Below are 24,506 nucleotides of genomic sequence, written 5' to 3'. Positions count from 1 at the left end.
TGATGAACAAAAACAAAATTACTCTTTCGCTTGCAGCAGCGTTAACACTGGGCTTTAGCACCAGCACGATGGCAGCAGGCTTCCAGCTTGCCGAATATTCTGCAACCGGCCTTGGCCGCGCGTTTGCCGGTGAAGCCGCGATGGCAGACAATGCCAGCACCCAGTTCCGTAACCCGGCCATGATGACCTACCTGGAAGGAACCCAAGTTTCTGTCGGTGCTATCTATGTTGATCCGAACATCGATGTTAAAGGTGATGTAAGCCTGCTGGGCCAAAAAGTAGCAACCACCAAAGCCAGTGATATTGCCCATTCGGCAGTGATCCCGAACTTCTATATCTCACACCGAGTAAATGAACAGTGGGCGGTCGGCCTTGCAATAGCAACCAACTACGGCATGGAAACCGAACTGGGTGGTGATTTCCTAGGGACTATTTTCGGTAACCAAGCCAATATCATGTCAGTGGAAGTCAACCCGAACGTGGCCTATAAGATCAACGACCAGTTCAGCATTGGTGCGGGTGTGCGCTATGTGATGGGTGAAGGCCACTTCGGTGCGTCGATTCCGAACAACCTACCGCAAACAGGCATAGACGAGGTTGATGACCTTCTCGGTGCAGCTCAGGGTGCAGACCTGAAATACATGGAAGGCGACGACTCTGCCTGGGGTTGGCAGCTAGGTGGTGCTTGGCAGATCAATGAAAATCATCGCATTGGCGTCAACTACCGCTCTGCTGTCGACCTGAAGCTGAAAGGTGAAGCTTCAGGCCTGCTGTATGGCGGTGTTCATTCTGGCAGCATGGCACTAACCCTGCCAGCCACCGCAGAGATTGCCAGCTTCCACCAGCTAACCGACAAACTAGCGATGCATGCCAGCTTCAACTGGACCGACTGGAGCAGCTTCGACAAGCTTGAAGCAAACATCCCGTCATATAAACCAACACCCGATCTTATCAAAGAGGAGAATTGGGAAGACAACTACCGTTTTGCCTTGGGTGCAACGTACCAGTACACCAGCAAACTGGCTGTACGTACCGGTGTGGCTTACGATACCTCAGCAGTAAGCAGTGAACACCGTACCCAGACCATACCGGAAACTGACCGCCTATGGCTGAGCCTGGGTGCGGGTTACCAGTGGTCTGACGCATTGAGCTTTGATGCCGGCTTTACTTACATTTTTGCCAAAGACGCCTCGATGAACGAGAGTCTGGATGTTGATGGCATGCCAATCGCAAGCTTCTCAGGCGAAACCACCGGCAACGTATGGCTAGTCGGTGTTCAGGCCAACTACAAGTTCTGAGGCTAAAGGCTAAAGGCTAATGAACTCATCAAGAGTGCCTATGTGGCACTCTTTTTTATCCCCCCTTCTAATCATGCTAATTCACTTCCAAAAACTAGAACCCGCTTTTCCGAGTACTCAAGGCCGGCTTTTCCCTAGGAGCTAGGATCGCTTCTACTGCCCTTCCGCTCTTTTTGTTCTTCCTGCTTCTCCTAGGAACTGGGAACCAGGCTCGCTTTCCCCCGCTCTTCTTGCTCTTCCCGCTTCTCCTAGGATCTAGGAACCAGGATCTTCTCTTCCAGCTTTTCATGCATGAACTGAATTCATCCATAAGAAAAATCATTTCATTCGACGCCAGCAAAAACGGGGCATAAAATCGCTGTCTCTTTCGGGCATCCTTATTTACATCTAATAAAATCATGCTATTAACAACTCTCTACATCATCGGGATCACTGCTGAAGCTATGACTGGGGCTTTGGCTGCTGGAAAACGTCATATGGACTGGTTTGGTGTCATGCTCGTGGCCAGTGCCACGGCAATTGGTGGCGGTACCGTCCGTGATGTTTTGCTGGGTCACTACCCACTGGGTTGGGTTGCTAACCCGCAATACTTGGTGATCACCTGCCTGGCTGGACTCTTCACCACCATGGTGGCACCGCAAGTGGTTCGCTTCCATAAAGTGTTTGTCTTGCTGGACTCGCTGGGGTTGATTGTCTTTAGCATTATCGGCTGCCGCGTGGCAATGGACATGGGCCTATCGCCATTGATCTGTCTGGTTGCCGCAGTCGTCACGGGTGTATTTGGTGGCCTGCTGAGAGATTTAATCTGCCGCCGCCCGCCACTGGTGCTGCAAAAAGAATTTTATGCATCAGTTGCCTTCATCGCGGGTGGGATGTACTTCGGCTTGCTCTACTTGGGCGTAGAAGAAACCATTGTCACTGTCAGTACGTTAGTGGTGGGTTTCTGCATTCGAATTGCCGCGGTACAGTTTGGTTGGAGTTTGCCAGTCTTTAGTCTTGACGAACTAGAAACTGTTAAGGAGAACCGAGAAGCACCTGAAAGTTAATCATACAAAGTAAAAAACGGAACGAACGGAACACAAAAAAGCGAGGACATGTCCTCGCTTTTTTGCATCTAGGCAAGACTGAGCACAATTAAATCTTTGGGGTCTCGGTATGCACATCGGCATTCTGGCCACGATGACGCAACAGGTGGTCCATCAGCGTTATTGCCATCATCGCCTCGGCAATCGGCACCGCACGGATACCCACGCACGGATCATGGCGCCCCTTGGTGATCACTTCGGCGGTTTCGCCCTGCCTCGTGATCGTCTCCCCCGGTACGGTAATGCTCGAGGTTGGCTTGAGCGCAATGTGCGCCACGATATCCTGGCCAGAGGAAATACCACCCAAGATGCCACCGGCGTGGTTTGACTTGAAGCCTTCCGGCGTCATGGCATCGCGGTGCTCGCTGCCGCGCTGCTCAACCACATCGAAACCGTCGCCAATTTCCACCCCTTTCACCGCATTGATGCTCATCAGCGAGTGGGCAATGTCCGCATCAAGACGGTCGAATACCGGCTCACCCAGGCCGACAGGCACGTTGTTGGCGACAACCGTCAGCTTGGCACCGATTGAGTCGCCTTCTTTCTTCAGCTTGCGGATCAGCTCATCGAAAGCTTCCACTTTATCGAGATCCGGGCAGAAGAAAGCATTTTGCTCGATCTGCTCCCAGTCTACCTTGTCGATTTTGACATCGCCCATCTGCGATAGGTACGCACGCACTTCAATCCCGTGTACCTGCTTGAGGTACTTCTTGGCCACGGCACCGGCGGCTACGCGCATTGCGGTTTCGCGGGCAGAAGAGCGGCCACCGCCGCGGTAATCACGGATCCCGTATTTCTGGTGGTAGGTGTAATCGGCATGGCCCGGGCGGAACAGATCTTTGATATTCGAATAATCTTTCGAGCGCTGGTCGGTATTTTCAATCAACAAGCCGATTGAGGTACCGGTCGTCTGGCCTTCAAACACACCAGAAAGGATTTTGACTTCATCCGGCTCGCGACGCTGAGTAGTGTACTTCGAGGTCCCCGGACGGCGTCGGTCCAGATCGTGTTGCATATCTGCTTCAGTCAGCGCCAGCCCCGGTGGGCAACCATCAATAATACAGCCCAGTGCCAGACCATGACTCTCACCAAAGGTGGTGACGCGAAATTGTTGTCCAATAGTATTGCCTGCCATTACTTCCTCTGTGAATTCGTACCGCTTTATCGCCGCTAGGGGCGTATAACCAACATTGTCGGCAAGGCCGGCCAAGTGATAATTCGGTGATTGGGTGTTTTCGTCAATGAGTACAATAGTGCAAATTCGCTGACGGGATTGCAAGAGCGAATATGACAGAAATTTTAGCCACAGAGCAGAGACAAAAAAGCGGGCAATCTATGCCCGCTTTTTCCAAATCCCACCGATTTATTCAGATTTTGGCGATTTCCACTTCTGGATCCGGCTTGAACCGCCACTGCGTGAGCGCGGCGCTTCTTCATCACGCTGATTGCGACGGTGACCCGGCTGGACGCCGCGGCCCGGACGCGGAGTTCTGCGCTCGTCCTGACGGCCCTGTCCTTGCCCCTGACCACGACCTTGGCCGCGACCTTGCCCTCTACCGTGCGTGGCGCGGTCATCACGCTCACTGCGCTCGCCACCACGGCGGCGGTTCGGTTCGCCCTTGCCTTTGTAGGTCTTGTACTTGATCTTGCCGTCGCCATCTTGCTTGGCTTGCAGGCGGCTATCAAACAGTTTGGCATCCGTTGCTTTCTTGATGCTCTTGCCTTCACCGTCAACCTTGGAGGCTTCTTCGGTTTTGCTCGAGTCAGCAATCAGGCTATGGATCTCGGCAATTTCGGCCTCGGTCAGGTAACGCCATTTGCCGTTTGGCAAACCATCAATGCTGATGTTCATGATGCGAACCCGGCGCAGTTTGAAGACATCGTAGCCCAGTGCTTCACACATCCGGCGGATCTGGCGGTTCAGACCTTGGGTCAACACGATACGGAACGAATAATTGGTTTCCTTGGTCACCTTACAAGGCAAAGTCACGGTATCAAGGATCTCAACCCCTGACGCCATCTTGTCGATAAACTCCTGGGTAATTGGCTTGTCGACCCGTACCACATACTCTTTCTCGTGCGAGTTACCGGCTCGCAGGATCTTGTTGACGATATCGCCATCGTTGGTCAGGAAAATCAAACCATCAGAAGGCTTATCCAAGCGGCCAATCGGGAAAATACGCTTACGGTGGCCAATGAAATCAACAATGTTGTCTTTGACATGGCGCTCGGTAGTACAGGTAATACCGGCCGGCTTGTTCAGCGCGATATAAATCGGCTGCTCTTTGGCACGAAGCGGCTTATCATCGACCAGCACTTCATCGCCTGGCATGACTTTGACGCCCATCTCGGGCTGCTGACCATTGATGGTCACCCTTCCTTGATCAATAAGCTTGTCCGCCTCACGGCGTGAGCAATAGCCTGTATCACTAATAAATTTGTTAAGTCGTACTGCCTGGCTCTGAACGCCGTTTGCAGCACCCTTGGTAGGCTGATTTTGAGACATAGTTTTCTTCTATATTGTGCGTTTCACAACGCGATCAAGGTTAGTCGTAATTATGGCCGGGTATTCTAGCAACAGCCCAGCACCATGGGAAAGAAAACTTGCTTACCCGCCCTCTCACAGAGATAAAAATGCCACCTTGCGGTGGCATTTTTATCATTGGCGATTATGCTCAGTCGGTCAACGGCTCGCCGGTTGGCCCCACTTTGAGGCTATCATCCTTGGCTAGCGCCTTATCCAACTGCTCAGCCACATAGCCCGGCGACTTGGTATTGGCCGCCATCAAACGGTACATCGCCGGAATGACAATCAGGGTGACGAAAGTCGCAAATGCCATACCGAAGAATACCACGACACCGACCGAGATCCGGCCTTCCGAGCCGGCTCCGGTAGATAAGATCAGTGGTACCGAACCAAACAGCGTGGTAAAGGCTGTCATCAAGATAGGCCGCAAGCGACGCTCGGAAGCATCGATAATGGCCTGCTCAAAGGGTACACCTTTATCGCGCAGCTGGTTGGCAAACTCCACAATCAAAATACCGTTCTTGGTTACCATACCGATAAGCATGATCATCCCGATCTGGCTGAATATGTTGAGGCTCTGATCCATGATAAGCAGACCGGCCAGGCCACCGAAGATCCCCATCGGCACGGTCAGCATCACCACCATCGGGTTGATAAAACTTTCGAACTGCGCGGCAAGCACCAGGTAGGCTACCAGCAGGGCCAGGCCAAACACCATCAGGATACTGCTCTGGTTTTCGCGGAAGTCTTTCGACTCACCGGCGTAATCGATCACGATATCACTCGGCAGCATCGACAAGGCTTGCTCGTCCAGAAAATCTAGAGCCTGGCCCAGGGTATAGCCCGGTACCAAGTTGGCTTTCAAGGTGATCGACTTCTGCTTCTGGTTATGGCTCAGACGCTGCGCCGAAGCCACTTCTTCCACTTCCGCCAGTGATTCCAGGGTGATCAGCTGGCCGCTGCGGGTACGCACGTAGATCTGGCTCAGATCCGAGGCGTTATTGAAGCTGTTTTCATCACCGCGCAGGTAAACATCGTACTCTTCGCCACGGTCAATGAAGGTCGTTTCATTGCGGCCACCGAGCATAATTTCCAAGGTCTCGGCAATGTCATTGACCGGGATACCCAGTTCAGCTGCGCGCTGGCGGTTGACCGAGACCACCAGCTCAGGGGTGGTTTCGGCGTAGTCCAGATCCGCCCCTTCCATCATCGGATTATCTTCCGCGATGGCTTTCAGCTTGCTTGCCCAGAGGAACAGCTCGTTATAGTCCGCGCCGTTTAGCACAAACTGGATGGGCTCCGAGGAGCCGCCGCGAAAGCCCGGCATAAATGGCCATACGCGGACATCCGGGATCCCCTGCAGCGATTTACGCACTATATCCAACGCCCGGGTGGCAGATACATCACGGTCTTCCCAGTTCTCCAGCTGCATGATCACAAACCCTGTCTGGTCACCGGCTCGGCCGCCAAAGGCCGGGGTCTGGATCGATACCGATTTGATCACCCCTTGCCCTACCATCGGCAACAGGCGAGCTTCGACCTCCTCGATATTGCCGACCATACGGTTGTAACTGGTTCCTTCGGCCCCTTTGACAAAAGCAAAGATCACACCGCGGTCTTCCTGCGGCGCCAGCTGAGATGGCACAGTTTTCATCAGTACAACACTAAGGCCAACGAACGCCAGCACGATAAACGGCGCGGCATAGCGGTACCGGACAGAAGCGGTAACCACCTTGCGGTATGCCTTCTCCAGGCGGCCGAACATATGATCAACCCACAGGTTGAACTTGCCCGGCTTCACATTGGCTTTCAGCAGTTTACTGCCCAATACCGGACTCAGGGTCAATGCAACGATCGACGAGAAAATCACTGCCATCGCCAGCAGAACCGAGAATTCGGTAAACAGCGGGCCGACCATGCCATCCATAAAGGAGATCGGCAGGAACACCATCACCAGCACCACGGTGGTCGCCACCACCGCAAAGCCGACCTCGCGGGTCCCTTTGTACGCAGCCAACAGCGGCGGCTCACCACGCTCAATATGGTGATAGATGTTTTCCACCACCACAATGGCATCATCCACCACCAAACCGATAGCCAGGATCAATGCCATCAATGTCAGCAAGTTAATCGAGAAGCCCAAGAAATAGGCCACCATAAAGGCGGAGATCAAAGAGACCGGTACCGTAATAGCCGGGATCAAGGTTGCCCGGGCCTGGCCGATGAAAATATACAGCACCAACACCACCAGCAATCCGGTAATAAACAGGGTGCTGTAGACTTCCTGGATCGAACGGTCGATGAAGACGGTCGAGTCATAATCGACATACAGCTCGGTCCCTTCCGGCAAGAAGCGCTGCATCCGCTCCACTTCTTCGTAGACCGCCTTGGACACATTGAGCGGGTTGGCGTCGGTCATGGTCACCATGCCGAGGCTCAGGTTCGATATACCGTTGTTTTTGAAGGTGGCATTTTCGTTCTTGGCACCAATGCCAACCTCGGCCACATCTTTGAGGTAAATCGGCGAGCCATCGGCAGTGGTACGAACCACCAGGTACTCAAAGTCCGATGCGTCCTGGTACAGGCGAGCGGTGCGGACTGACATCGTCGTGGTGTCATTGCGCACTTCGCCTCCCGGCAATTCGACGTTCTCCAGCTTCAGGGCACTGACGATATCACTGGTGGTGACACCTCGGCCTGCCATTTGCTCTGGCATCAGCTTGACGTACATAACCCGGTATAGCGCGCCGCTGAGGTTGACCGAGCTCACGCCGTTGATCAGGCTGAATCGGTCCATCAGCACCCGCTCGGCGTAGTCGGTCAGCTGGGTACGGTCCATGGTGCTAGAGATCAGGTTGACATACACCGCAGGCTCGCCCGAGCCGTTGTCTTTCGACACCACAGGGTCGTCAGCCTCATCCGGCAGGCGACGCTGGGCTCGCGATACCGCATCACGCACATCACTAACGCCTTCGGTGAGATCCCAACCTAACTCGAATTCAACAGTAATACGCGATGAACCATTGCGGGTGGTCGAGGTGATACTTTCAATACCGCTGATCCCCGACAGCTGATCCTCGAGCACGGTAGTAATTCGGCTTTCCATGATGGTGGCCGAAGCCCCAGAGTAACTGGTCGAGACCGTGACAACCGGATTTTCGACATCCGGCATTTCCCGTACCGACAACTTGGTAAAGGACACCAAGCCAAACACCACCAACAGCAAGCTGAGAACGATAGCGACAACCGGACGCTTTACCGATACATCAGATAACCACATTAAGCATCATCTCCCGTTGGAACCTGTTGTTTCGGTGCGTTTTGGTTTCTTTGCGCCATGATGTCATTAACCTGCACCCCGTCACGCATATTGACCAGTCCCTGAACCACAATACGATCGCCAATACCCACCCCGGACTCAATCACCACTTCGTTCTCTACCCGCACACCGAGTTTGACTTCGGTCCGGTGGGCTTTACCGGTTTCATCAACCAAATACACGAAGCGCTTGGTGCCTGAATACTCCAGTGCCTGCACCGGGATCACTGCTGCATCTTGCGGAGCAAAGCCAATCTTGGCCGCCATCAGCATACCCGGCTTGAGCAAAGCTTCCGGGTTATCAAACACCACGCGAACACGGATATTGAGGGAGTCGGCCTGGACACGGGAGTCAATCGCCTTAATTTGGCCGCTAAACGCCCTGCCCGGCCAGGCTTGGCTCGTGGCTTCCACGGTCATGCCCTCGCGCAGGAAAGAGAGATACTGCTCGGGTACCTGAATATCCAGACGCATTAATGACAGATCATCAAGCGAAAACAGCTCACTGCCGACGGTCAGCATATGGCCCTCGCTAAAGTCCACCAAACCAACGGTACCGCTAAAGGGTGCGCGGATAGCATGATCGGCCAAATCGGCTTTTGCCGCCTGCAATCTGGCATCGGCAATATTGACGCTGGCAAGCTGGGCATCCAACTCCGTTTGGGTGATCGCCCCGCGGCTCACTAGCTTCTGGTATTCGTTGTACTTGCGCTTTTCGTCATTCAAGTAAGCCTGGGCCTCTGCGTATGCTGCTTTCGGCTTGGCATCATCAAGCTGAACCAACAGCTCGCCTTTCTCGACCTTGCTGTTTACCCCAATCGCGATTTGCTCAACACGGGCGGCAACTTGGGTAGCGATATTAACCGAGCGCTGCGCTTCAAGCTTACCGACCAATGACAAAGACTGAGCAACAGAGTGGGCACTCACTTGACCAAGTGTCACCGGGATCTCGCGAGCCGAACGCGCACTTGGCTGCTCGGCGGCTACCGATTGACTCTGGAAGTAAAAATAGCCGCAACCTGTTAACGCGGCAGTCACCATTGCCGCAACAAGGACCTTTTTCATTGTGGAATCCATTTTTTATAAACTGGGGGAATGATATCTGAACCGACCCTTAAGCGGGGTAAAGAAGTGTAAAGAAAAGCAATGTCACATTTACCAAACCGTCAAAAAACGCCAATAACGCCATCTCAATCAACAATATGATGAAAATAGCAGCAAGCAGACAGAAATAGTGAGGAAAAAGGTTTACAGAACATCTCGGTTTGCTAATATGCGCTCCGCACTTGTGGAGGGGTTCCCGAGTGGCCAAAGGGAGCAGACTGTAAATCTGCCGGCTCCGCCTTCGATGGTTCGAATCCGTCCCCCTCCACCATTATTCTTGAAAGGTGTGCCTGACTTGTGTAAGGTACGTTTTTCTGCTAGTTGAGATTACTCCTAGCAACCAGAACCCTGTGGAGGGGTTCCCGAGTGGCCAAAGGGAGCAGACTGTAAATCTGCCGGCTCCGCCTTCGATGGTTCGAATCCGTCCCCCTCCACCATCATTACTGAAAACGGCATCTGCGGTTTTCCGGCTCAAGAAGCCAATACAAATTGCAACACCCCGTGGAGGGGTTCCCGAGTGGCCAAAGGGAGCAGACTGTAAATCTGCCGGCTCCGCCTTCGATGGTTCGAATCCGTCCCCCTCCACCATCATTACTGAAAACGGCAACAGCGGTTTTCCGGCTCAAGAAGCCAACACAAATTGCAACACCCCGTGGAGGGGTTCCCGAGTGGCCAAAGGGAGCAGACTGTAAATCTGCCGGCTCCGCCTTCGATGGTTCGAATCCGTCCCCCTCCACCATCATTACTGAAAACGGCAACAGCGGTTTTCCGGCTCAAGAAGCCAACACAAATTGCAACACCCCGTGGAGGGGTTCCCGAGTGGCCAAAGGGAGCAGACTGTAAATCTGCCGGCTCCGCCTTCGATGGTTCGAATCCGTCCCCCTCCACCATCATTACTGAAAACGGCAACAGCGGTTTTCCGGCTCAAGAAGCCAACACAAATTGCAACACCCCGTGGAGGGGTTCCCGAGTGGCCAAAGGGAGCAGACTGTAAATCTGCCGGCTCCGCCTTCGATGGTTCGAATCCGTCCCCCTCCACCATCATTACTGAAAACGGCAACAGCGGTTTTCCGGCTCAAGAAGCCAACACAAATTGCAACACCCCGTGGAGGGGTTCCCGAGTGGCCAAAGGGAGCAGACTGTAAATCTGCCGGCTCCGCCTTCGATGGTTCGAATCCGTCCCCCTCCACCATCATTACTGAAAACGGCAACAGCGGTTTTCCGGCTCAAGAAGCCAACACAAATTGCAACACCCCGTGGAGGGGTTCCCGAGTGGCCAAAGGGAGCAGACTGTAAATCTGCCGGCTCCGCCTTCGATGGTTCGAATCCGTCCCCCTCCACCATCATTCCAAAGCCAGTAGCGCAAGCTGCTGGCTTTTTTCATCCCCCTCCTTTTTGTCCGCGCATTTTTTTACTCCCAAATCACAAACCTGAGCAACTAATTTGGATTAATGGCCATTTTTTTCCTAAAATTCAATCGGTAGCATATGATTTGGAATAAGGAAATGCCAAACAATCAGGGTCAACCTCAAGGACAAACACTGCCCCTGCACGCAGTGAAAGCCCTGATAGTTGACGATCAGCGTTTAGCGACAACCATGCTCAAGTCTATTTTGCAGCAAATCGGGTTAACCCATATCAACACGGCATACGATCACCAGCAGGCCCAGCAACACTGCGAGCATATTGCCTACGATGTCCTGCTCATCGACTACCATCTGGAAGGCCCTCTCACCGGCACCGAACTGATAAACTTGCTTCGTCGCAGAAAGCTGGTTTCGCCTTACTGCGGTATTATCATGATTTCCGGCGATCACTCGGCCGAGGTCATATTAACCAGCATGTCGGTGGAGCCCGACTGCTTCATGGCCAAGCCGATCACCGCTGATATGGTCAAAGCCAAGCTGCTCTCGACCCTAGAAGAATGTGCACTGCGGGCTCCTGTTTACAAAGCTCTGCTCAAGCAAGACCGGCAACAGGCCATTGCGGTTTGCAAAAAGCAACTTATGCATACTGGCTACCACCACAAACTCGAAGGATTATTGCTGGACTTGCTGATCGAAGATGGCCAGTGGCGCCAAGCCGAGAAATATGCCAGCATCCTGAGAAAGCACCATCCGTCACCCAGGCTGAGCCTCATCTCGGCAAAGATCCTGCACCACAATAACCAGCTCAAAGCGGCTATTCATCTTTTGGAATGCCAGCTCCAGCAATCACCACTGCACATTGAGCTCTACGACTACCTTGCCAGTTACCAAGAGCAAGACAAAGCCTATTACGATGCCCTGAGCTGTGCCCAAAAAGCACTCAAGCTCACCCCGAGCATCAGCCATCGCGCCCTCAAGGTTGCTCAGCTGGCCGCTGATCTGGATCGGGTTGAACAAGTGCTCAAAGCGGGCCAAAACCTTGCCAACCACCTGCCGATCATCGATGTCGAATGGATTATCTGCCTGGCAGAGTACATGGCTATTTTCGAGCAGGTTTATTTCAGCCAACCATCGCTCAGCCAGCGCCAGCATCTTAAGCTCGAGTTGCAAAAAATCAATAAGCGCGCCCATTCGCGGGTGATGCCGGCCCAGGAACCGTTCCTCAACGCCTACAGTCATATCTTCATGAGCCGGTTGCTACTTGGCAATGCGCAGCCTCTCAAGGCCAAACGACGCTTACTGCTAGGACTATCACCATTTTTCAATAAGATCCCCCAACTCCCGTCGGTAATTTTGGCCGATACCCTCCCGCTATTGATCCATCTCGGTGAAACCCAGCTGATCAGCAGTATCATGCAGGCGATAGAAAAACGTAACCGATTTGACGGCCATAGCCAAAACCGACTCAGCGATATCAAACAGCAAACCCACCTTGCTGAGAGAATCAAACAACTTGAGGAGCAGTTGAGCGAGGCTTACCGAGTATTGCAAACATCGTCGGAGCAGGCATTTCCCCGCTACCAGAAGATTGTCCATGAGTATCCGCTTTGCAGCGAAGCCAATCTCGGCTTCCTGCAATGTATGCTGGATCTCAATACGGGCAGCGAAGAGGATATAAAACACAATATGAAAGCCATCAGCTCCATGCCACTGCCCAATGACTTGGAGAACTGGCGCAAAGAGCTACTGGAAGGAATGATCAGTAAGAAAGCCTCCCCGCACCAGCATAGGGTCGCGCTGACCTACAAAAAGCAAACCCAGCGCTTTCTTGATACCGAAACCACCTCCGCCGGCTAACAGAGGTGATGCCGGCCATGGGGGGATGAGAAGTCCAGCTCTGGCCCTTTGGGGACAATACCGGTCGGGTTAATCATATTGTGGCTGTAATAGTAGTGGCGCTTGATATGGTACATATCGACCGTTTCGGCCACCCCCGGATACTGGTATAGCTCCCTAAGGTATCCTTGGAGGTTGGGGTAATCGGCAATGCGCTTAAGGTTACATTTGAAATGCCCGACATATACCGCATCAAACCGCACTAGCGTGGTAAACAGGCGCCAGTCCGCTTCTGTCAGCCTGGTCCCAACCAAGTAGCGACTGGTCGCCAAATGGGTATCCAGCTTCTCGAGTGCCCCGAAAAGGTTGTCAAAAGCGGTGTCGTAAGCAGCTTGGGTTGTGGCAAAACCACAGCGATAGACCCCGTTGTTGATATTGGGATAAATAAAATCATTCCACTGTTCGATGTCCTGGCGCAGCTCGCTGGGGAAGAAGTCCTGCTGATCAGCCGTGAGCTCATTGAACGCTGCGTTGAACATCCGGATGATCTCCGACGACTCATTGCTCACAATGGTTTCTGTCTTCTTGTCCCAAAGCACCGGCACCGTTACCCGCCCGGTGTAATCACTTTTGGCCTTGGTATAAATCTGGTGCAGGTATTGATAGCCATAAAGCGGCTCCGGCTGCGGAAACTCCCAGCCTTTGGTACGCATGTCCGGGCTGACCACGGTGACATCAATATGGGGAGCCAAGCCTTTAAGTGCACGGAAAATCAGGGTGCGATGTGCCCACGGGCAAGCCAGCGAGACATACAAGTGGTAACGGCCCAATTCAGCCTTGAAGCCGGTTTCGCCATTGGGCCCAGCGCTGCCGTCAGCCGTCAACCAGTTTCTAAACCCAGCATCCTCACGGACAAACTCTCCCTTGTTGTTGTCGGTCTCGTACCAGACATCATGCCAAACGCCCTTTACTAACTTACCCATCAGCCGCTCCTCGCCTTCGAATTTTAATGCCTATGTATCTCTCTTAACTATGCATCGATTATAGGAAGCGGCTGGCAAGATGTCCGGAGGCGGGAATTGAACAAGATCATCAGTTTCCTTGAACAACTCCAGCCATTGGCCCTGGTCTTATTTTCGTATGAACTTGTTATACACAAACAACAGGATCAACGCCCCGAAGGTCGCCGTAACCAGGCTACCGAAGTTCACGCCAGTTGCCGCTCCGAGACCGATAAACGATCCCACCCAGCCGCCGACAAACGCACCGGCAATACCGAGGCCCATTGTTGCTATCCAGCCACCACCGTCATCCCCAGGCATTAGCCACTTCGCCAGCGCACCGGCAATAAGCCCAAGAATAATCCAAGAAATAATTCCCATGCTTTATCCTCGCTATCAGTTGCTTGAATAGTACCTGATAGAGCTTAGACAAGGTCGTTTGATATGGGTATATCCCCAGGTGACTTCAGGCGGCAGATCGCACCTTATTGCACTAATCTTAAAAATCACACGGCTTACTCATCCAAAGCCTGCCCTGCGTGAGGACGATGTATATGTTGAACAAACTAACTGCTGGTTTTTTCATACTCTTGGTATCACTGCTCACCGGTTGTGGTGAAAGCACACCTCCGGCCCCTGCTCCTGAAGTGGAAGAAAGTGTCGAAGTCATGGAGGTAACTGAAGGTTCTGACGTTCCTACTGAAACAGAGGACACCGAAGAAGCTGATGAACCTGAAGCTTCAGAGCCTGAGGATTCAGAGCCTGAAGGTTCAGAAACAGACAGCGCAGATGAAGATACTAACTAGCTAATCTTCGAGGCTAATCGCCTTGCCAGCCTCACTCCCAAAGGTTAAACATACCGCATTAACCTTTGGGAAACCCTCCCCTGTCCTTTGTTCAAGCAACAAGTAGCCTTTATGCTCGATGATAACCTGGCCAAAACATAGATGCGGGCAACAAATGTACTTTGTCACACATACACCAGCCAATTTGCGCTAAATGGTGGTAACATCGATGAACTACAGCAGGTTTTGCCAAAGAAGCCTTTACAATCAAGGACACCAAAATCAATGAAAGTCATCTCCTTCAACATCAACGGCCTCCGTGCTCGCCTTCATCAACTGCAAGCTTTGATCGACAAACACCAGCCAGACGTGATCGGCCTGCAGGAAATCAAAGTCCACGACGAGGCCTTCCCGATCGAAGATGTCGAAGCGATGGGCTACAAAGTCTACCACCATGGCCAAAAAGCCCACTACGGTGTCGCCATGCTGTGCAAGCAGGAGCCCGTTGAAGTACGCAAAGGCTTCCCGACCGATGACGAAGAGGCCCAGCGCCGTATGATCATGGCGACCTTCGAGCAGGAAGATGGCCGCAAGATCACGGTGTTGAACGGCTACTTCCCACAGGGTGACAACATTAGCCACGAAACCAAGTTCCCGGCCAAGGAGAAGTTCTACGCCGATCTGATGACCTACCTCAACCAACACCACAGCAACGACGAAGAATTGATTGTGATGGGCGATATCAACATCAGTCCCGTTGATCTGGATATCGGCATCGGCCCGGCCAACGCCAAGCGCTGGCTGAAGACCGGCAAATGTTCATTCCAGCCTATCGAGCGAGAATGGCTCAAAACCCTGCTCGACTGGGGCTTTGTCGATACCTTCCGCCAGCTTCACCCAGAGGTTGACGACAAGTTCTCGTGGTTCGACTACCGCTCGAAAGGCTTCGTCGATAACCGCGGCCTACGCATTGACGTGGTACTCGCAACGCCGTCTCTGGCTGAACGCTGTGTTGAGGCAGGCATCGATTACGAGCTACGCGGTATCGATAAGCCGTCAGACCATGCCCCTATTTGGTCCACTTTCCAATAAAGCCGGATAAGATATTTTAAATCGGTGAGAGGGGCAGTAGCTCCTCTTACTGGCAATACATTGCACACGTTGACCCACAAGGAAAGAAGATGAAACTGTTTGTATTTGACCACTGCCCTTTCTGTATCAAGGCCATGATGGTGGCAGGTCTGAAAAAGGCAGACATTGAACTGGTCTACCTGCAGAACCATGACGTGGACGCACGTATCGACAAAGTCGGTGCCAACCTAGTGCCTATCCTCCAAAAAGAAGACGGCAGCTACATGGCCGAAAGCCTCGACATCGCCGCTTATATCGATGCCCTCGATGGTAACCCGGTATTGGCGACCGGCAGCAATGACGACAGCATCAGCACGTGGGCTGATATTGCCCGCCCCTACAGCAGCCGCTTGCTATACCCGCGCTGGATGAAGGTCGAGCTGCCAGAGTTCCAATGCGAAGAAGCCAAGGCGTGGTTTACCAAGAACAAGACCGCGATGATCGAGCAGGACTTCGACGATGCCTTCAGCAAATCTGCGGAGTACCTGGCCGAGCTCAATGCCACTTTCGAGAAGCTGTCATGGCTGCAGTTGCCGTCTGAGCGCAGCAATGTGTTGAGCTACGATGACGTCAACCTGTTCCCTTCACTGCGCAACCTGACCGTAGTGAAAGGCGTCCAGTTCCCTGAACGCATCCGCCAGTACATTGATGAAGTAGCCGCTCTGACATCGACATCGCTCTACGACGATATCGCGGTGTAATTGGCAGGCGTCAAAATTTCAAAGCAACTGCCGTGTCTGAAAAAAGAAGCCCAGCCAATTATTGGCTGGGCTTCTTTTTCAATATGCCGCATGCATCTCCAATCACTACGACAATGGCCGCATATGCCTCATCCAGCGCCCCTCGAGCTTGCGGAAGCCCCACAGAATGACAAAGGTCAGCACCATATAGAACATACCGGCAAACAGGTAGGATTCAAACGGCGCGTAGTAACGGGAATTCACGATTTTGGCCGCCCCGGTCAGATCGACAATGGTGACAATACCGGCCACGGCCGAGCCGTGCAGCATGAAAATCACCTCATTACTGTAAGCAGGCAGCGCACGGCGCAGCGAGCTCGGCAGGATGATCCGGCGGAACGCCTGAGTGGGGCTCATGCCGTACGCCTTGGCTGCTTCGATTTCGCCTTTCGGCATACTGTTAATCGAACCCCGGACAATCTCTGCGGTGTAGGCTGCGGTATTGAGCACAAAAGCCACCAGCGCGCAGAACCACGCTTCCTGCCACAGTGTGCCCTGTACGCTGATTAACTGGCTCAATCCATAGTAAATCAGATAAAGCTGGATCAGCAGCGGCGTGCCACGGAAAAAATAGATAAACGCCCATGCTGGTCCGAAAACTAGCGGTACCTTGCTGTTACGGGCAATCCCGATCGGAATGGCAATCACCAAGCCAATCACCAACGCAGCGGCCACCAACCATACCGTGGTGTAAAACCCCTGCCAATAAATCGGCCACGAGTCGGCCAGAATACTGAAGTCCATAGCTACCTCGTGTGAATACTGAATTTACGCTCGGCCCACTTGAGGCCAGTTGTCGAGAGCGACGTAAACAGAAGGAAAATAACCGCCACAGCCATGTAAAAGGTAAAGGGCATCTGGGTCGTCCCGGCAGCGAGTGCTCCCTTGCGCACCATATCATCAAGGCCAATCACGGAAACCAAGGCGGTCGTTTTCAGCAATACCAGCCAGTTGTTACCAAAACCCGGCAATGCATGGCGGATCATCTGCGGCAGCAATATGCGGCGGAACGACAGGAAGCCGCTCATGCCGTAGGCCTTGCCGGCTTCCAGCTCGCCTTTATCAACCGCCAGAATCGCGCCGCGGAAGGTCTCTGCCATATAGGCACCGAAGATAAAGCCGATAGTCAAGATCCCGGCGATAAACGGACTGATCTCAATATAATCAGGCAGATAGGCAGTCCACTCATGATTGGGATCGGATGAGGTAAAATACTCGTTGAGAGATTCATTGATCCGGTAGAGGCTGTCATTGAGCAGCATCTGCCCGCCGAAGAAGATCAGCATCATCAGTACCAAATCAGGGATACCACGGATCACTGTGGTATAGAAGGTGGCGATTGCCCTCGCCCAGCGATACGGAGATAGCTTCGCCAACGCGCCAAGCATACCCAATATCATCGCCAGTACCAGTGATAGCAGAGCGACCTGCAGGGTAATCCATGCCCCTTCCACCAGTGACCACTCATAACCTTTCAAATCAATCAAAAGGAAGCTCCTTGTTACAGCTTAGGAGAGTGATCCCAACAAGCTTGACGGCTGGGATCACAGCAAGGTTCTACTGATTACTCACCGTAAACGTCGTAAGCAAAGTATTTCGAGGCAATCTGCTGGTAGATGCCTTTCTCACGAAGTGACTTGATCGCTTCATCAAGCTGCTTGGTCAGATCTTTGTCTTGCTTGCGAACCGCGATACCGAAACCGTCACCGAACCATTGCGGATCCGTCAGCGATGGGCCGATAAACTCATAGCCGTCACCACCCGGTTTGTTCAGCAGGCCCTCTTCCAGTGCAGAGGCATCACCCAATACAGTGGCAATACGGCCCGCTTTCAGGTCAAGGTAAGCATCATCGAACGAGCCGTAGCGAACAATCTCTACCGAGCCGTCAAAGTTATCGGTCAGGTACTTATCGTGGGTAGTCGCACGCTGAACCCCGACTTTAACGCCCTTCAGCCCTTCTTTGGTGAAGTCGAGCTCAGTGCCTTTTTTGGCAACAAACTTGTTAGGGATAAGGGCATATTTACCTGTGAAATCAACACGCTTCTTACGCTCTTCGGTAATAGACATAGCAGCGATAATAGCATCGTACTTACGGGCTAGCAGCGACGGGATAATACCATCCCAGTCCTGGGCAACGATCTGGCACTTGGCTTCCAGCTCTTTACACAGCGCATTGGCCATATCGACATCGAAACCACGAAGCTCACCGTTTGGCTCGGTCCAGCTAAATGGAGGGTAAGCCCCCTCAATACCAAAACGTACGGTCTTCCACTCTTTTGCCTGTACGGCTGTGGTACCCAAAGCTGTTACAACGGCTGCCGCCAAAATCCATTTTTTCATTGTTTACTCCTGCTGTACTTTTTAGTCTGTTGATTGCATGCCTTTGACGATCCTTCCCTCACTGACTTCCCATCCCCAAACAGGTTGCCATGGATCGCAGGTTTGCTGTTTACTCGTTAGTTAATATATCGAAGAGATAAATTGCTGAAGACGCTCAGACTCCGGATTAGAGAACAGCTTGGCCGGATCACCCTGCTCTTCCACTTTCCCCTGGTGCAAGAACATCACCTGGTTGGACACGTCTCGGGCAAAGGCCATTTCATGGGTCACCACCAGCATGGTCCTGCCTTCCTGCGCCAAATCCTGCATGACACCCAGCACCTCTCCCACCAGTTCGGGGTCAAGGGCCGAGGTCGGCTCGTCAAACAACATCACTTCAGGGTCTACTGCCAGTGCTCGGGCGATGGCTGCACGCTGCTGCTGCCCGCCCGACAAATGCCCCGGGTAATAATTACGGCGCTCATAGAGGCCAACCTTTTTCAGCAATGCTTCACCACGCTCAATGGCCTCAGCCTTAGGGACACCCAGTACATGCACCGGTGCTTCAATCACATTGCCCAGTACCGTCATGTGTGACCATAAGTTGAACCCCTGAAATACCATTGCTAGGCGGGAACGAATACGCTGTACCTGTTTTTCATCAACAGGCAAAAACTCCCCCTGGCGATTGTTTTTCATTTTAATCAATTCACCGTTAACCCAGATCTCGCCCTGAGTCGGTGTTTCCAGTAGGTTGATACAACGCAGGAAAGTACTCTTCCCTGATCCGGATGAGCCGATAATTGAAATTACATCACCACGGTGGGCCGTTAACGATATGCCTTTTAGAACTTCGTTCTGGCCAAAAGACTTATGCAAATCCCTTACATCAAGCGCCACTTCACCTGCCATGTGCGCCAACTCCTGTTACTCCGTGAATTACCAATATCCCTTCACCGTATGTTTCAATGGTGGGATTCAACGTGCCCAAAAAGAGCTAAAGATCGCCTGTTTTCCGAACACTTTTATCGACGGTATCACTAGAAATAAAATTTGGCAACATTTCATTAACCAGCACAAAGCAAGAATAACCAGTCATGTTTTCAGAATAAAACCGCAAATAGCTACTGTTTCACCTACATTGAACTATTTCACTGCTTGGGGTAATTTATGTGGCAAAATACATAGCCGGATAAAATATGTCTGTTAAATCAATAATTACAGTAAATTCAACGTTCTTAATCCAACGCGTGACCAGCCTGTTACTGCTTGTTTTTAGCACGATTTATCCGTTTAGCTATGCAGTTGGCGCCCTGCCACAATCTGTAACAATTCTCACGGTGGTTCCGGAGTATAAAGATACGGTGACTGCCAACTTTAACCCCTTTTCAAAAGGGAGCATGCCTACAACCCATGAGTTCATGTTTGAACCGTTAGTCATCTTCAATACACTGCAAAATAACAAGCCGGAATACCGCCTGGCGACTCATTACCAGCTCGACAAAGATCTGATGGGGATCAGCTTTTCGCTTCGTGACGGCGTGAAGTGGTCAGATGGAAAACCATTCAGTGCCGATGACGTGATTTTCTCATTCACCCTGGCACTTAAACATCCAGAACTTGACTCACATGGCATTAGACTATGGGTCGAGTCTATCGAAAAACGTAATGATCATGAGGTCTATTTCAGGCTGAAAAAGCCCAATTCCTTGGTCGCCTATACCCTCGTCCTGCTCCCCATTGTGCCCAAGCACCAATGGCAACAGGTGGACAATTTCGCTCAGTTTACCAACCCGACCCCCATCGGCACCGGGCCTTTTACCGAAATAGAAAACCTCGACGAGAATGGCTATCTGCAGTGTGCCAACCCTGTATATTGGCAAGCCGAGAAACTGCACATTGACTGTTTGCGCTACCCGAAAGTGACGACCAACGACGATTTTATATCGCGTATTTCTACGGGGGAGTTCGACTGGACCGGTAGTTTTATCCCGGATATTGAACGCCACTATGCCTCGTACTCGCCCGACTTCAGATACTGGCTACCACCGGCCAGCAACGTCAGCCTGATGTTCAACTTCAGGGCCGCCGATCCTGGTGTACGAGACCTGTTCAACAAGGTGGAGTTTCGCCGTGCTATCTCAATGACGCTGCAGCGCCAGCTGTTGATTGATATTGCGGCTTTCGGGCAGGGTAAACCCTCTCGCTATGCGTCGGGGATGAGTGAACGCTTCCGTTCCTGGGCCGATCCTGTCATCACGGAAAAATACCTGCCTTACATGTCCTACAACCCGATGCTGGCAGGGGATCTGCTCGACAAGATTGGGCTCATCGACAGCAATGGCGATGGCTGGCGCGATCTGCCTGGCGGCAAACCGTTAGCGCTCACTATCATTACCCCTAAAGGCTGGTCAGATTTCAATACCACCGCCCAGCTGATCAGTGAGATGTTGCTCCGTATCGGGATCAAGGTAACGCCTATCCAGGCTGATTTCCTGCAGTTTAACGAACAGCTCGCCCATGCCGATTACCAGTTGGCGATTACCAACTATCCGCAAGGACCGACCCCCTTCAAGTACTTTGACATGGCGTTCAACAGCACCTATCAGGCACCGCACTACCCCCGCTATGCCATGCACTATTATCAAAATGCCCGGGTTGACGCGCTGCTGGCCCAGTTTCCGGTAGCCGCAACCAACCAGCAGCGCCACCAAATCATCCGCGAGCTCAACCAGCTCATCGCCAACCAGCAGGTCACGGTCCCGCTCTACAACACGGTCGAGTTCTACCAGTACAACACCAGCCGCTTCGAAGGCTGGTTCAACAAAGACAACCCGGTTGCCAGCCCACTGGTTTGGCCGCAGGCCCCCGAACGGCTTCTGCATGTCCTCGCCTTACGGCCAAAAAAACAGCCCAAAGAGCCGCAGTAAGGCTTATCGGGGGCAACAAAAAAGCGAGCCATCAGGCTCGCTTTCCTTTAGGTTGAACGGTTAACACTCATTACGCCATGGCGGCACCGGCAAACAGCAACACCACGGTCACAACCAATACCATAATCACAAACGGCATCACCCACTTAAGGAAGCGCTCGTAAGGGATTTTCGCCAATGCCAAACCGGCAACCAGATGGCCAGCCGTTGGAGCGAAAATATTGATCCAACCACTTGCTGACTGGTAGGCGGTAATGATCAGGTCACGGCCGATCCCCGAGAAGTCCGCCAGCGGTGCCATCAGCGGCATCGACACTGTCGCCAGGCCCGAGGTAGATGGGATAAAGAAGCTCAGCACGATATGGACGAAGTAGGTCACGACCACGAACACACCAGAAGACAGGCCGGTTACCACGCCCTCAGCCCAATTAAGGATAGTATCGATGATCACACCGTTATCCATCACGACGTAGATACCACGGGCAACCGCGACCACCAGCGCAACGCCGATAAGATCTTTGGCCCCTTCAATGAAGGTCTTGATGAACTCGCCTTCGTGCATGCGGTTGATCACCGCAATCAGGATGGCAGCGGCCAAGAACAGGGTCGACAGCTCATCAAACCACCACCACAGTGTCGGAATCGCGGTGATCCCCATGTCTTCCCAAGGAATCACACCGTAAATCATCACCAAGAAGGCACCGAAGAAAATCCCCATGGTCCATTTCTGTTTGGTGGTGAACTCACCGGTATCTTCGCTAACGTGGGAGAACTCGTCATCGAACTCGATATCCGCCAATACAGAGTTGGCTTTATCCGCTTTGACTTTCGAGGCATAGCGCATCACATACCAAGAAGCCAGGACAATCAAGATCGCCAGTTGGACAACACGCAGTACGATACCATCGCCGATTGGCAGGCCGGCAAAGCCTGATGCAATACCGGTTGCAAATGGGTTGACGGTCGAGGCCAGTACCCCGACACCTGAGCCCAGCAGGATGATACCCGCAGCCACCATGCGATCGTAACCCGCAACCGCCATCACCGGCAGGATCACCGCCCAGAATGCCACGGTTTCTTCAGCCATCCCGTAGGTGGAGCCCCCCAGTGCGAACAGGGTGATCAAGACAGGGATCATCATCTGCTCGCGTCCACGGAACTTGCGCACGATCGCCGCCACACCGGAGTCCATCGCACCGGTACGCATGGTCACGGCGAGGAAACCACCGATCACCAAGACGAACAGCGCAACATCGACAGCCTTGTGGAAGCCCTTGATAGGTGCCATCAAGACATCAATCACCCCCTGTGGCGAAGATTCCAGTTCCTGATAGGTACCAGGGATAGGCAGCAATCGCTCACCGCCGTCGTAATCCAGCACTTCGGCCGCCGGGATCACCACATCAGTGCCATTGACCAGGTAGTCATACTTACCTGCAGGCATGATCCAGGTCAGCAATGCCACAAGGGCAATAATGGAAAAAAGAATGGTATAAACAGTCGGCATTTTGAAAGAACGTTTCATTTTGCCAGCCTCTGTAGTCGTGGTCATAGCTCTACTCCCTGCAGCTGATAAATCGCGTTGGCATACACATTCATTGCTTTGAGCATGTCATCAATAATCAAATATTCATTCGGCATGTGCTCAACTTTATCGCGGCCGGGGAAAATTGCCCCGTAAGCCACACAGTTCGGTATCGCACGGGCATAGGTTGCCCCACCGGATGTCATCGGCTCGCTGTCCATATCCCCGCTGATTTCTTGATAGGCACTCATCAGGGTTTGGATCACCGGGCTTTCTGCAGGCATATACAAGGAAGGTAGCACATCAAATTCCTCGTAGCGCAAACCATACTGCTCAGCCACGGCCTGGATATCATTATCAAAGTCCGCTTTTTCGAAAGTTACCGGTACCCGGATGTCAATGCCGATCTTGCTGGCCTGCTCATTGATCTCCAACTGAGCAACATTGAAGGTCAACCGACCGCTGACATCCTCCACCGGGCCGAAGATCTCTTTGGCATTGGCATCCTCCCCGACCTGTTCGGCCACGAACTTAACGGCAGGATGGGTTACCCCTATGTGGCGCAGTGCCAAGCAAAGGCGGGCGATTGCATTGACACCTTTGATGTCGCTGGCGGCGGAATGGGCCGCCTTGCCAAACACCGTGACCTCGGCATCTTCGGCGGTAAAGTCATAACCCAGCTTATCGAGCTGCGAGGCGAGCTCTTCCCATAGCGGCCCTTCATACTTGGCTAACTCGGGGACAGCATTGAGGGCGCCGCCGCACGCCAGCGACAGCACGTTATCACCCGGCCCGTGCAGCCAGGACTGGATCAGCATTTTTTCAGCATGGATAAGCGGGAAGGCTGAATCAGGGGTGAAACCACAGCTTGGGACTTCTTCTTTTTCCAAGTAGCGGTCAATACAGCGCCAAAGGGTTTCTTCATCAGTACCGAAGATAAAGCGGATGCGCTTGTTGAGTACCACGCCGCTATCCAGTAAGGCTTTGACCGCAAAAATCGCGGCTAACGTCGGCCCTTTGTCGTCCTGAGTTCCCCGCCCGTAAAGTCGACCATCGCGGATCTCCGGGCTAAATGGCTCCGAGTGCCAAGCCGACAACTCTCCGGTTGGCACCACATCCAAATGGCCCAACACACCTATCATTTGCTCGCCATCACCAATTTCGGCATAGCCGTAATACCCTTTGTGATCCTTATAGATGGCAAACCCCAAGTCGTGGCATAGCCGCAGTGTTTCATCCAGGCAGTCATCTATTGGCTTGCCAAACGGCTTACCGCTATCATCTTCCTGGTAGACACTGGGAATAGCCACCAAACGCTTCACTGCGGCAATATAGTCATCACGCAGCGCGTCGATATTTGATGCTATTGTTGCTTTCATCGTATCCCTCTTTGACTTCATCTACTTTTGCCTACACAGACGAACGCCCACCGACAAAAGTAGTGAATTTCTATTTTATGTCAGAATTATTAGGTGGTTGGATCTCATCTGACCAATTCATTCTGCTACAAGAAGTAAGGAATAACTGTGACTACTTTCA

At 52.6% G+C, this 24,506-nt stretch carries 19 protein-coding genes and 8 tRNA genes; 15 read left to right on the top strand and 12 right to left on the bottom strand.

Annotation, left to right across the window (positions count from 1 at the left end; translation table 11 throughout):
- The first annotated feature begins 2 nt into the window (after window positions 1-2).
- Both PTW35_RS04365 and PTW35_RS04360 read left to right on the top strand, forming a co-directional pair.
- The gene (locus tag PTW35_RS04365; protein ID WP_281026659.1) at window positions 3-1,298 is read left to right on the top strand and encodes an outer membrane protein transport protein; all 1,296 of its coding nucleotides are present in this window, start codon (window positions 3-5) and stop codon (window positions 1,296-1,298) included.
- Between the two features lie 398 nt (window positions 1,299-1,696).
- Window positions 1,697-2,344 (top strand): trimeric intracellular cation channel family protein, encoded by a 648-nt coding sequence (locus PTW35_RS04360; RefSeq protein ID WP_281026658.1) that lies wholly within the window; start codon window positions 1,697-1,699, stop codon window positions 2,342-2,344.
- Window positions 2,345-2,432: 88 nt separating this feature from the next.
- Here the strand turns inward: PTW35_RS04360 and aroC are convergent, their stop codons facing one another.
- The 4 genes from aroC to PTW35_RS04340 form a co-directional block, all read right to left on the bottom strand.
- Complete coding sequence (gene aroC / locus PTW35_RS04355) at window positions 2,433-3,518, bottom strand: chorismate synthase (RefSeq protein WP_281026657.1); 1,086 nt, start codon at window positions 3,516-3,518, stop codon at window positions 2,433-2,435.
- Between the two features lie 228 nt (window positions 3,519-3,746).
- Window positions 3,747-4,889 carry a 23S rRNA pseudouridine(2604) synthase RluF gene (rluF, locus tag PTW35_RS04350; protein ID WP_281026656.1) on the bottom strand — a complete coding sequence of 381 codons (1,143 nt, stop codon included), beginning with the start codon at window positions 4,887-4,889 and terminating at the stop codon, window positions 3,747-3,749.
- Window positions 4,890-5,058: 169 nt separating this feature from the next.
- Entirely contained in the window at window positions 5,059-8,190 is a 3,132-nt protein-coding gene (locus PTW35_RS04345; RefSeq protein WP_281026655.1) for a multidrug efflux RND transporter permease subunit, read from the bottom strand.
- Window positions 8,190-9,293, bottom strand: a complete 1,104-nt coding sequence (locus PTW35_RS04340) for an efflux RND transporter periplasmic adaptor subunit (RefSeq protein ID WP_281026654.1) — start codon at window positions 9,291-9,293, stop codon at window positions 8,190-8,192. Before PTW35_RS04340 ends, PTW35_RS04345 begins: the two co-directional genes overlap by 1 nt.
- Window positions 9,294-9,518: 225 nt before the next feature.
- Between PTW35_RS04340 and PTW35_RS04335 the strand changes: the two genes are divergently transcribed.
- From PTW35_RS04335 to PTW35_RS04295, 9 genes are all read left to right on the top strand, one after another.
- Window positions 9,519-9,603: transfer RNA gene (locus tag PTW35_RS04335), tRNA-Tyr, on the top strand.
- 81 nt (window positions 9,604-9,684) lie between these two features.
- Window positions 9,685-9,769, top strand: a tRNA-Tyr gene (locus PTW35_RS04330).
- 66 nt (window positions 9,770-9,835) lie between these two features.
- A tRNA-Tyr gene (locus tag PTW35_RS04325) sits at window positions 9,836-9,920 on the top strand.
- A 66-nt stretch (window positions 9,921-9,986) separates the two neighbouring features.
- Window positions 9,987-10,071: transfer RNA gene (locus PTW35_RS04320), tRNA-Tyr, on the top strand.
- Between the two features lie 66 nt (window positions 10,072-10,137).
- Window positions 10,138-10,222 (top strand) — tRNA-Tyr (locus PTW35_RS04315).
- Between the two features lie 66 nt (window positions 10,223-10,288).
- A tRNA-Tyr gene (locus tag PTW35_RS04310) sits at window positions 10,289-10,373 on the top strand.
- A gap of 66 nt (window positions 10,374-10,439) precedes the next feature.
- Window positions 10,440-10,524: transfer RNA gene (locus tag PTW35_RS04305), tRNA-Tyr, on the top strand.
- Between the two features lie 66 nt (window positions 10,525-10,590).
- A tRNA-Tyr gene (locus tag PTW35_RS04300) sits at window positions 10,591-10,675 on the top strand.
- Window positions 10,676-10,837: 162 nt separating this feature from the next.
- Window positions 10,838-12,556 (top strand): response regulator, encoded by a 1,719-nt coding sequence (locus PTW35_RS04295; protein WP_281026653.1) that lies wholly within the window; start codon window positions 10,838-10,840, stop codon window positions 12,554-12,556.
- On the opposite strand, the gene PTW35_RS04290 is transcribed toward PTW35_RS04295, so the two are convergent.
- Window positions 12,553-13,518, bottom strand: coding sequence for a glutathione S-transferase family protein (locus PTW35_RS04290; protein WP_281026652.1), 966 nt, complete (start codon window positions 13,516-13,518; stop codon window positions 12,553-12,555). The genes PTW35_RS04295 and PTW35_RS04290 overlap by 4 nt on opposite strands.
- A 147-nt stretch (window positions 13,519-13,665) precedes the next feature.
- Entirely contained in the window at window positions 13,666-13,917 is a 252-nt protein-coding gene (locus tag PTW35_RS04285; protein WP_044622716.1) for a GlsB/YeaQ/YmgE family stress response membrane protein, read from the bottom strand.
- 173 nt (window positions 13,918-14,090) lie between these two features.
- Here PTW35_RS04285 and PTW35_RS04280 point away from each other — a divergent pair, with 173 nt between their 5' ends.
- From PTW35_RS04280 to grxB, 3 genes are all read left to right on the top strand, one after another.
- Window positions 14,091-14,342, top strand: a complete 252-nt coding sequence (locus tag PTW35_RS04280) for a hypothetical protein (RefSeq protein ID WP_281026651.1) — start codon at window positions 14,091-14,093, stop codon at window positions 14,340-14,342.
- A 264-nt stretch (window positions 14,343-14,606) separates the two neighbouring features.
- Window positions 14,607-15,413: an exodeoxyribonuclease III gene (gene xthA / locus PTW35_RS04275; protein WP_281026650.1), complete on the top strand. Its 807-nt coding sequence runs from the start codon at window positions 14,607-14,609 to the stop codon at window positions 15,411-15,413.
- Between the two features lie 89 nt (window positions 15,414-15,502).
- A complete protein-coding gene (grxB, locus tag PTW35_RS04270) occupies window positions 15,503-16,153 on the top strand; it encodes a glutaredoxin 2 (RefSeq protein ID WP_281026649.1) in 651 nt (216 codons plus the stop codon).
- 105 nt (window positions 16,154-16,258) lie between these two features.
- Here grxB and PTW35_RS04265 read toward each other — a convergent pair whose 3' ends face one another.
- The 4 genes from PTW35_RS04265 to PTW35_RS04250 all read right to left on the bottom strand — a co-directional run bounded on the left by PTW35_RS04265 (window position 16,259) and on the right by PTW35_RS04250 (window position 19,424).
- Window positions 16,259-16,936, bottom strand: coding sequence for an ABC transporter permease (locus tag PTW35_RS04265; protein ID WP_281026648.1), 678 nt, complete (start codon window positions 16,934-16,936; stop codon window positions 16,259-16,261).
- A 2-nt stretch (window positions 16,937-16,938) separates the two neighbouring features.
- Window positions 16,939-17,679, bottom strand: coding sequence for an ABC transporter permease (locus PTW35_RS04260; protein WP_281026647.1), 741 nt, complete (start codon window positions 17,677-17,679; stop codon window positions 16,939-16,941).
- Between the two features lie 77 nt (window positions 17,680-17,756).
- Window positions 17,757-18,533 carry an ABC transporter substrate-binding protein gene (locus PTW35_RS04255; RefSeq protein ID WP_281026646.1) on the bottom strand — a complete coding sequence of 259 codons (777 nt, stop codon included), beginning with the start codon at window positions 18,531-18,533 and terminating at the stop codon, window positions 17,757-17,759.
- A gap of 120 nt (window positions 18,534-18,653) precedes the next feature.
- A complete protein-coding gene (locus PTW35_RS04250) occupies window positions 18,654-19,424 on the bottom strand; it encodes an ABC transporter ATP-binding protein (RefSeq protein ID WP_107301326.1) in 771 nt (256 codons plus the stop codon).
- A gap of 488 nt (window positions 19,425-19,912) precedes the next feature.
- Here PTW35_RS04250 and PTW35_RS04245 point away from each other — a divergent pair, with 488 nt between their 5' ends.
- Window positions 19,913-21,442: an ABC transporter substrate-binding protein gene (locus PTW35_RS04245; RefSeq protein WP_281026645.1), complete on the top strand. Its 1,530-nt coding sequence runs from the start codon at window positions 19,913-19,915 to the stop codon at window positions 21,440-21,442.
- Between the two features lie 70 nt (window positions 21,443-21,512).
- Here PTW35_RS04245 and PTW35_RS04240 read toward each other — a convergent pair whose 3' ends face one another.
- Window positions 21,513-22,994 (bottom strand): YfcC family protein, encoded by a 1,482-nt coding sequence (locus tag PTW35_RS04240; RefSeq protein WP_281026644.1) that lies wholly within the window; start codon window positions 22,992-22,994, stop codon window positions 21,513-21,515.
- Entirely contained in the window at window positions 22,991-24,346 is a 1,356-nt protein-coding gene (locus PTW35_RS04235) for a M20 family metallopeptidase (RefSeq protein WP_281026643.1), read from the bottom strand. Before PTW35_RS04235 ends, PTW35_RS04240 begins: the two co-directional genes overlap by 4 nt.
- Between the last annotated feature and the right edge of the window lie 160 nt (window positions 24,347-24,506).

The sequence above is a fragment of the Photobacterium sp. DA100 genome (assembly GCF_029223585.1).
Lineage (GTDB): Bacteria > Pseudomonadota > Gammaproteobacteria > Enterobacterales > Vibrionaceae > Photobacterium.
The sequence above is the reverse complement of the archived record's forward strand: the minus strand, read 5'-3'. Positions and strand labels throughout refer to the sequence as shown.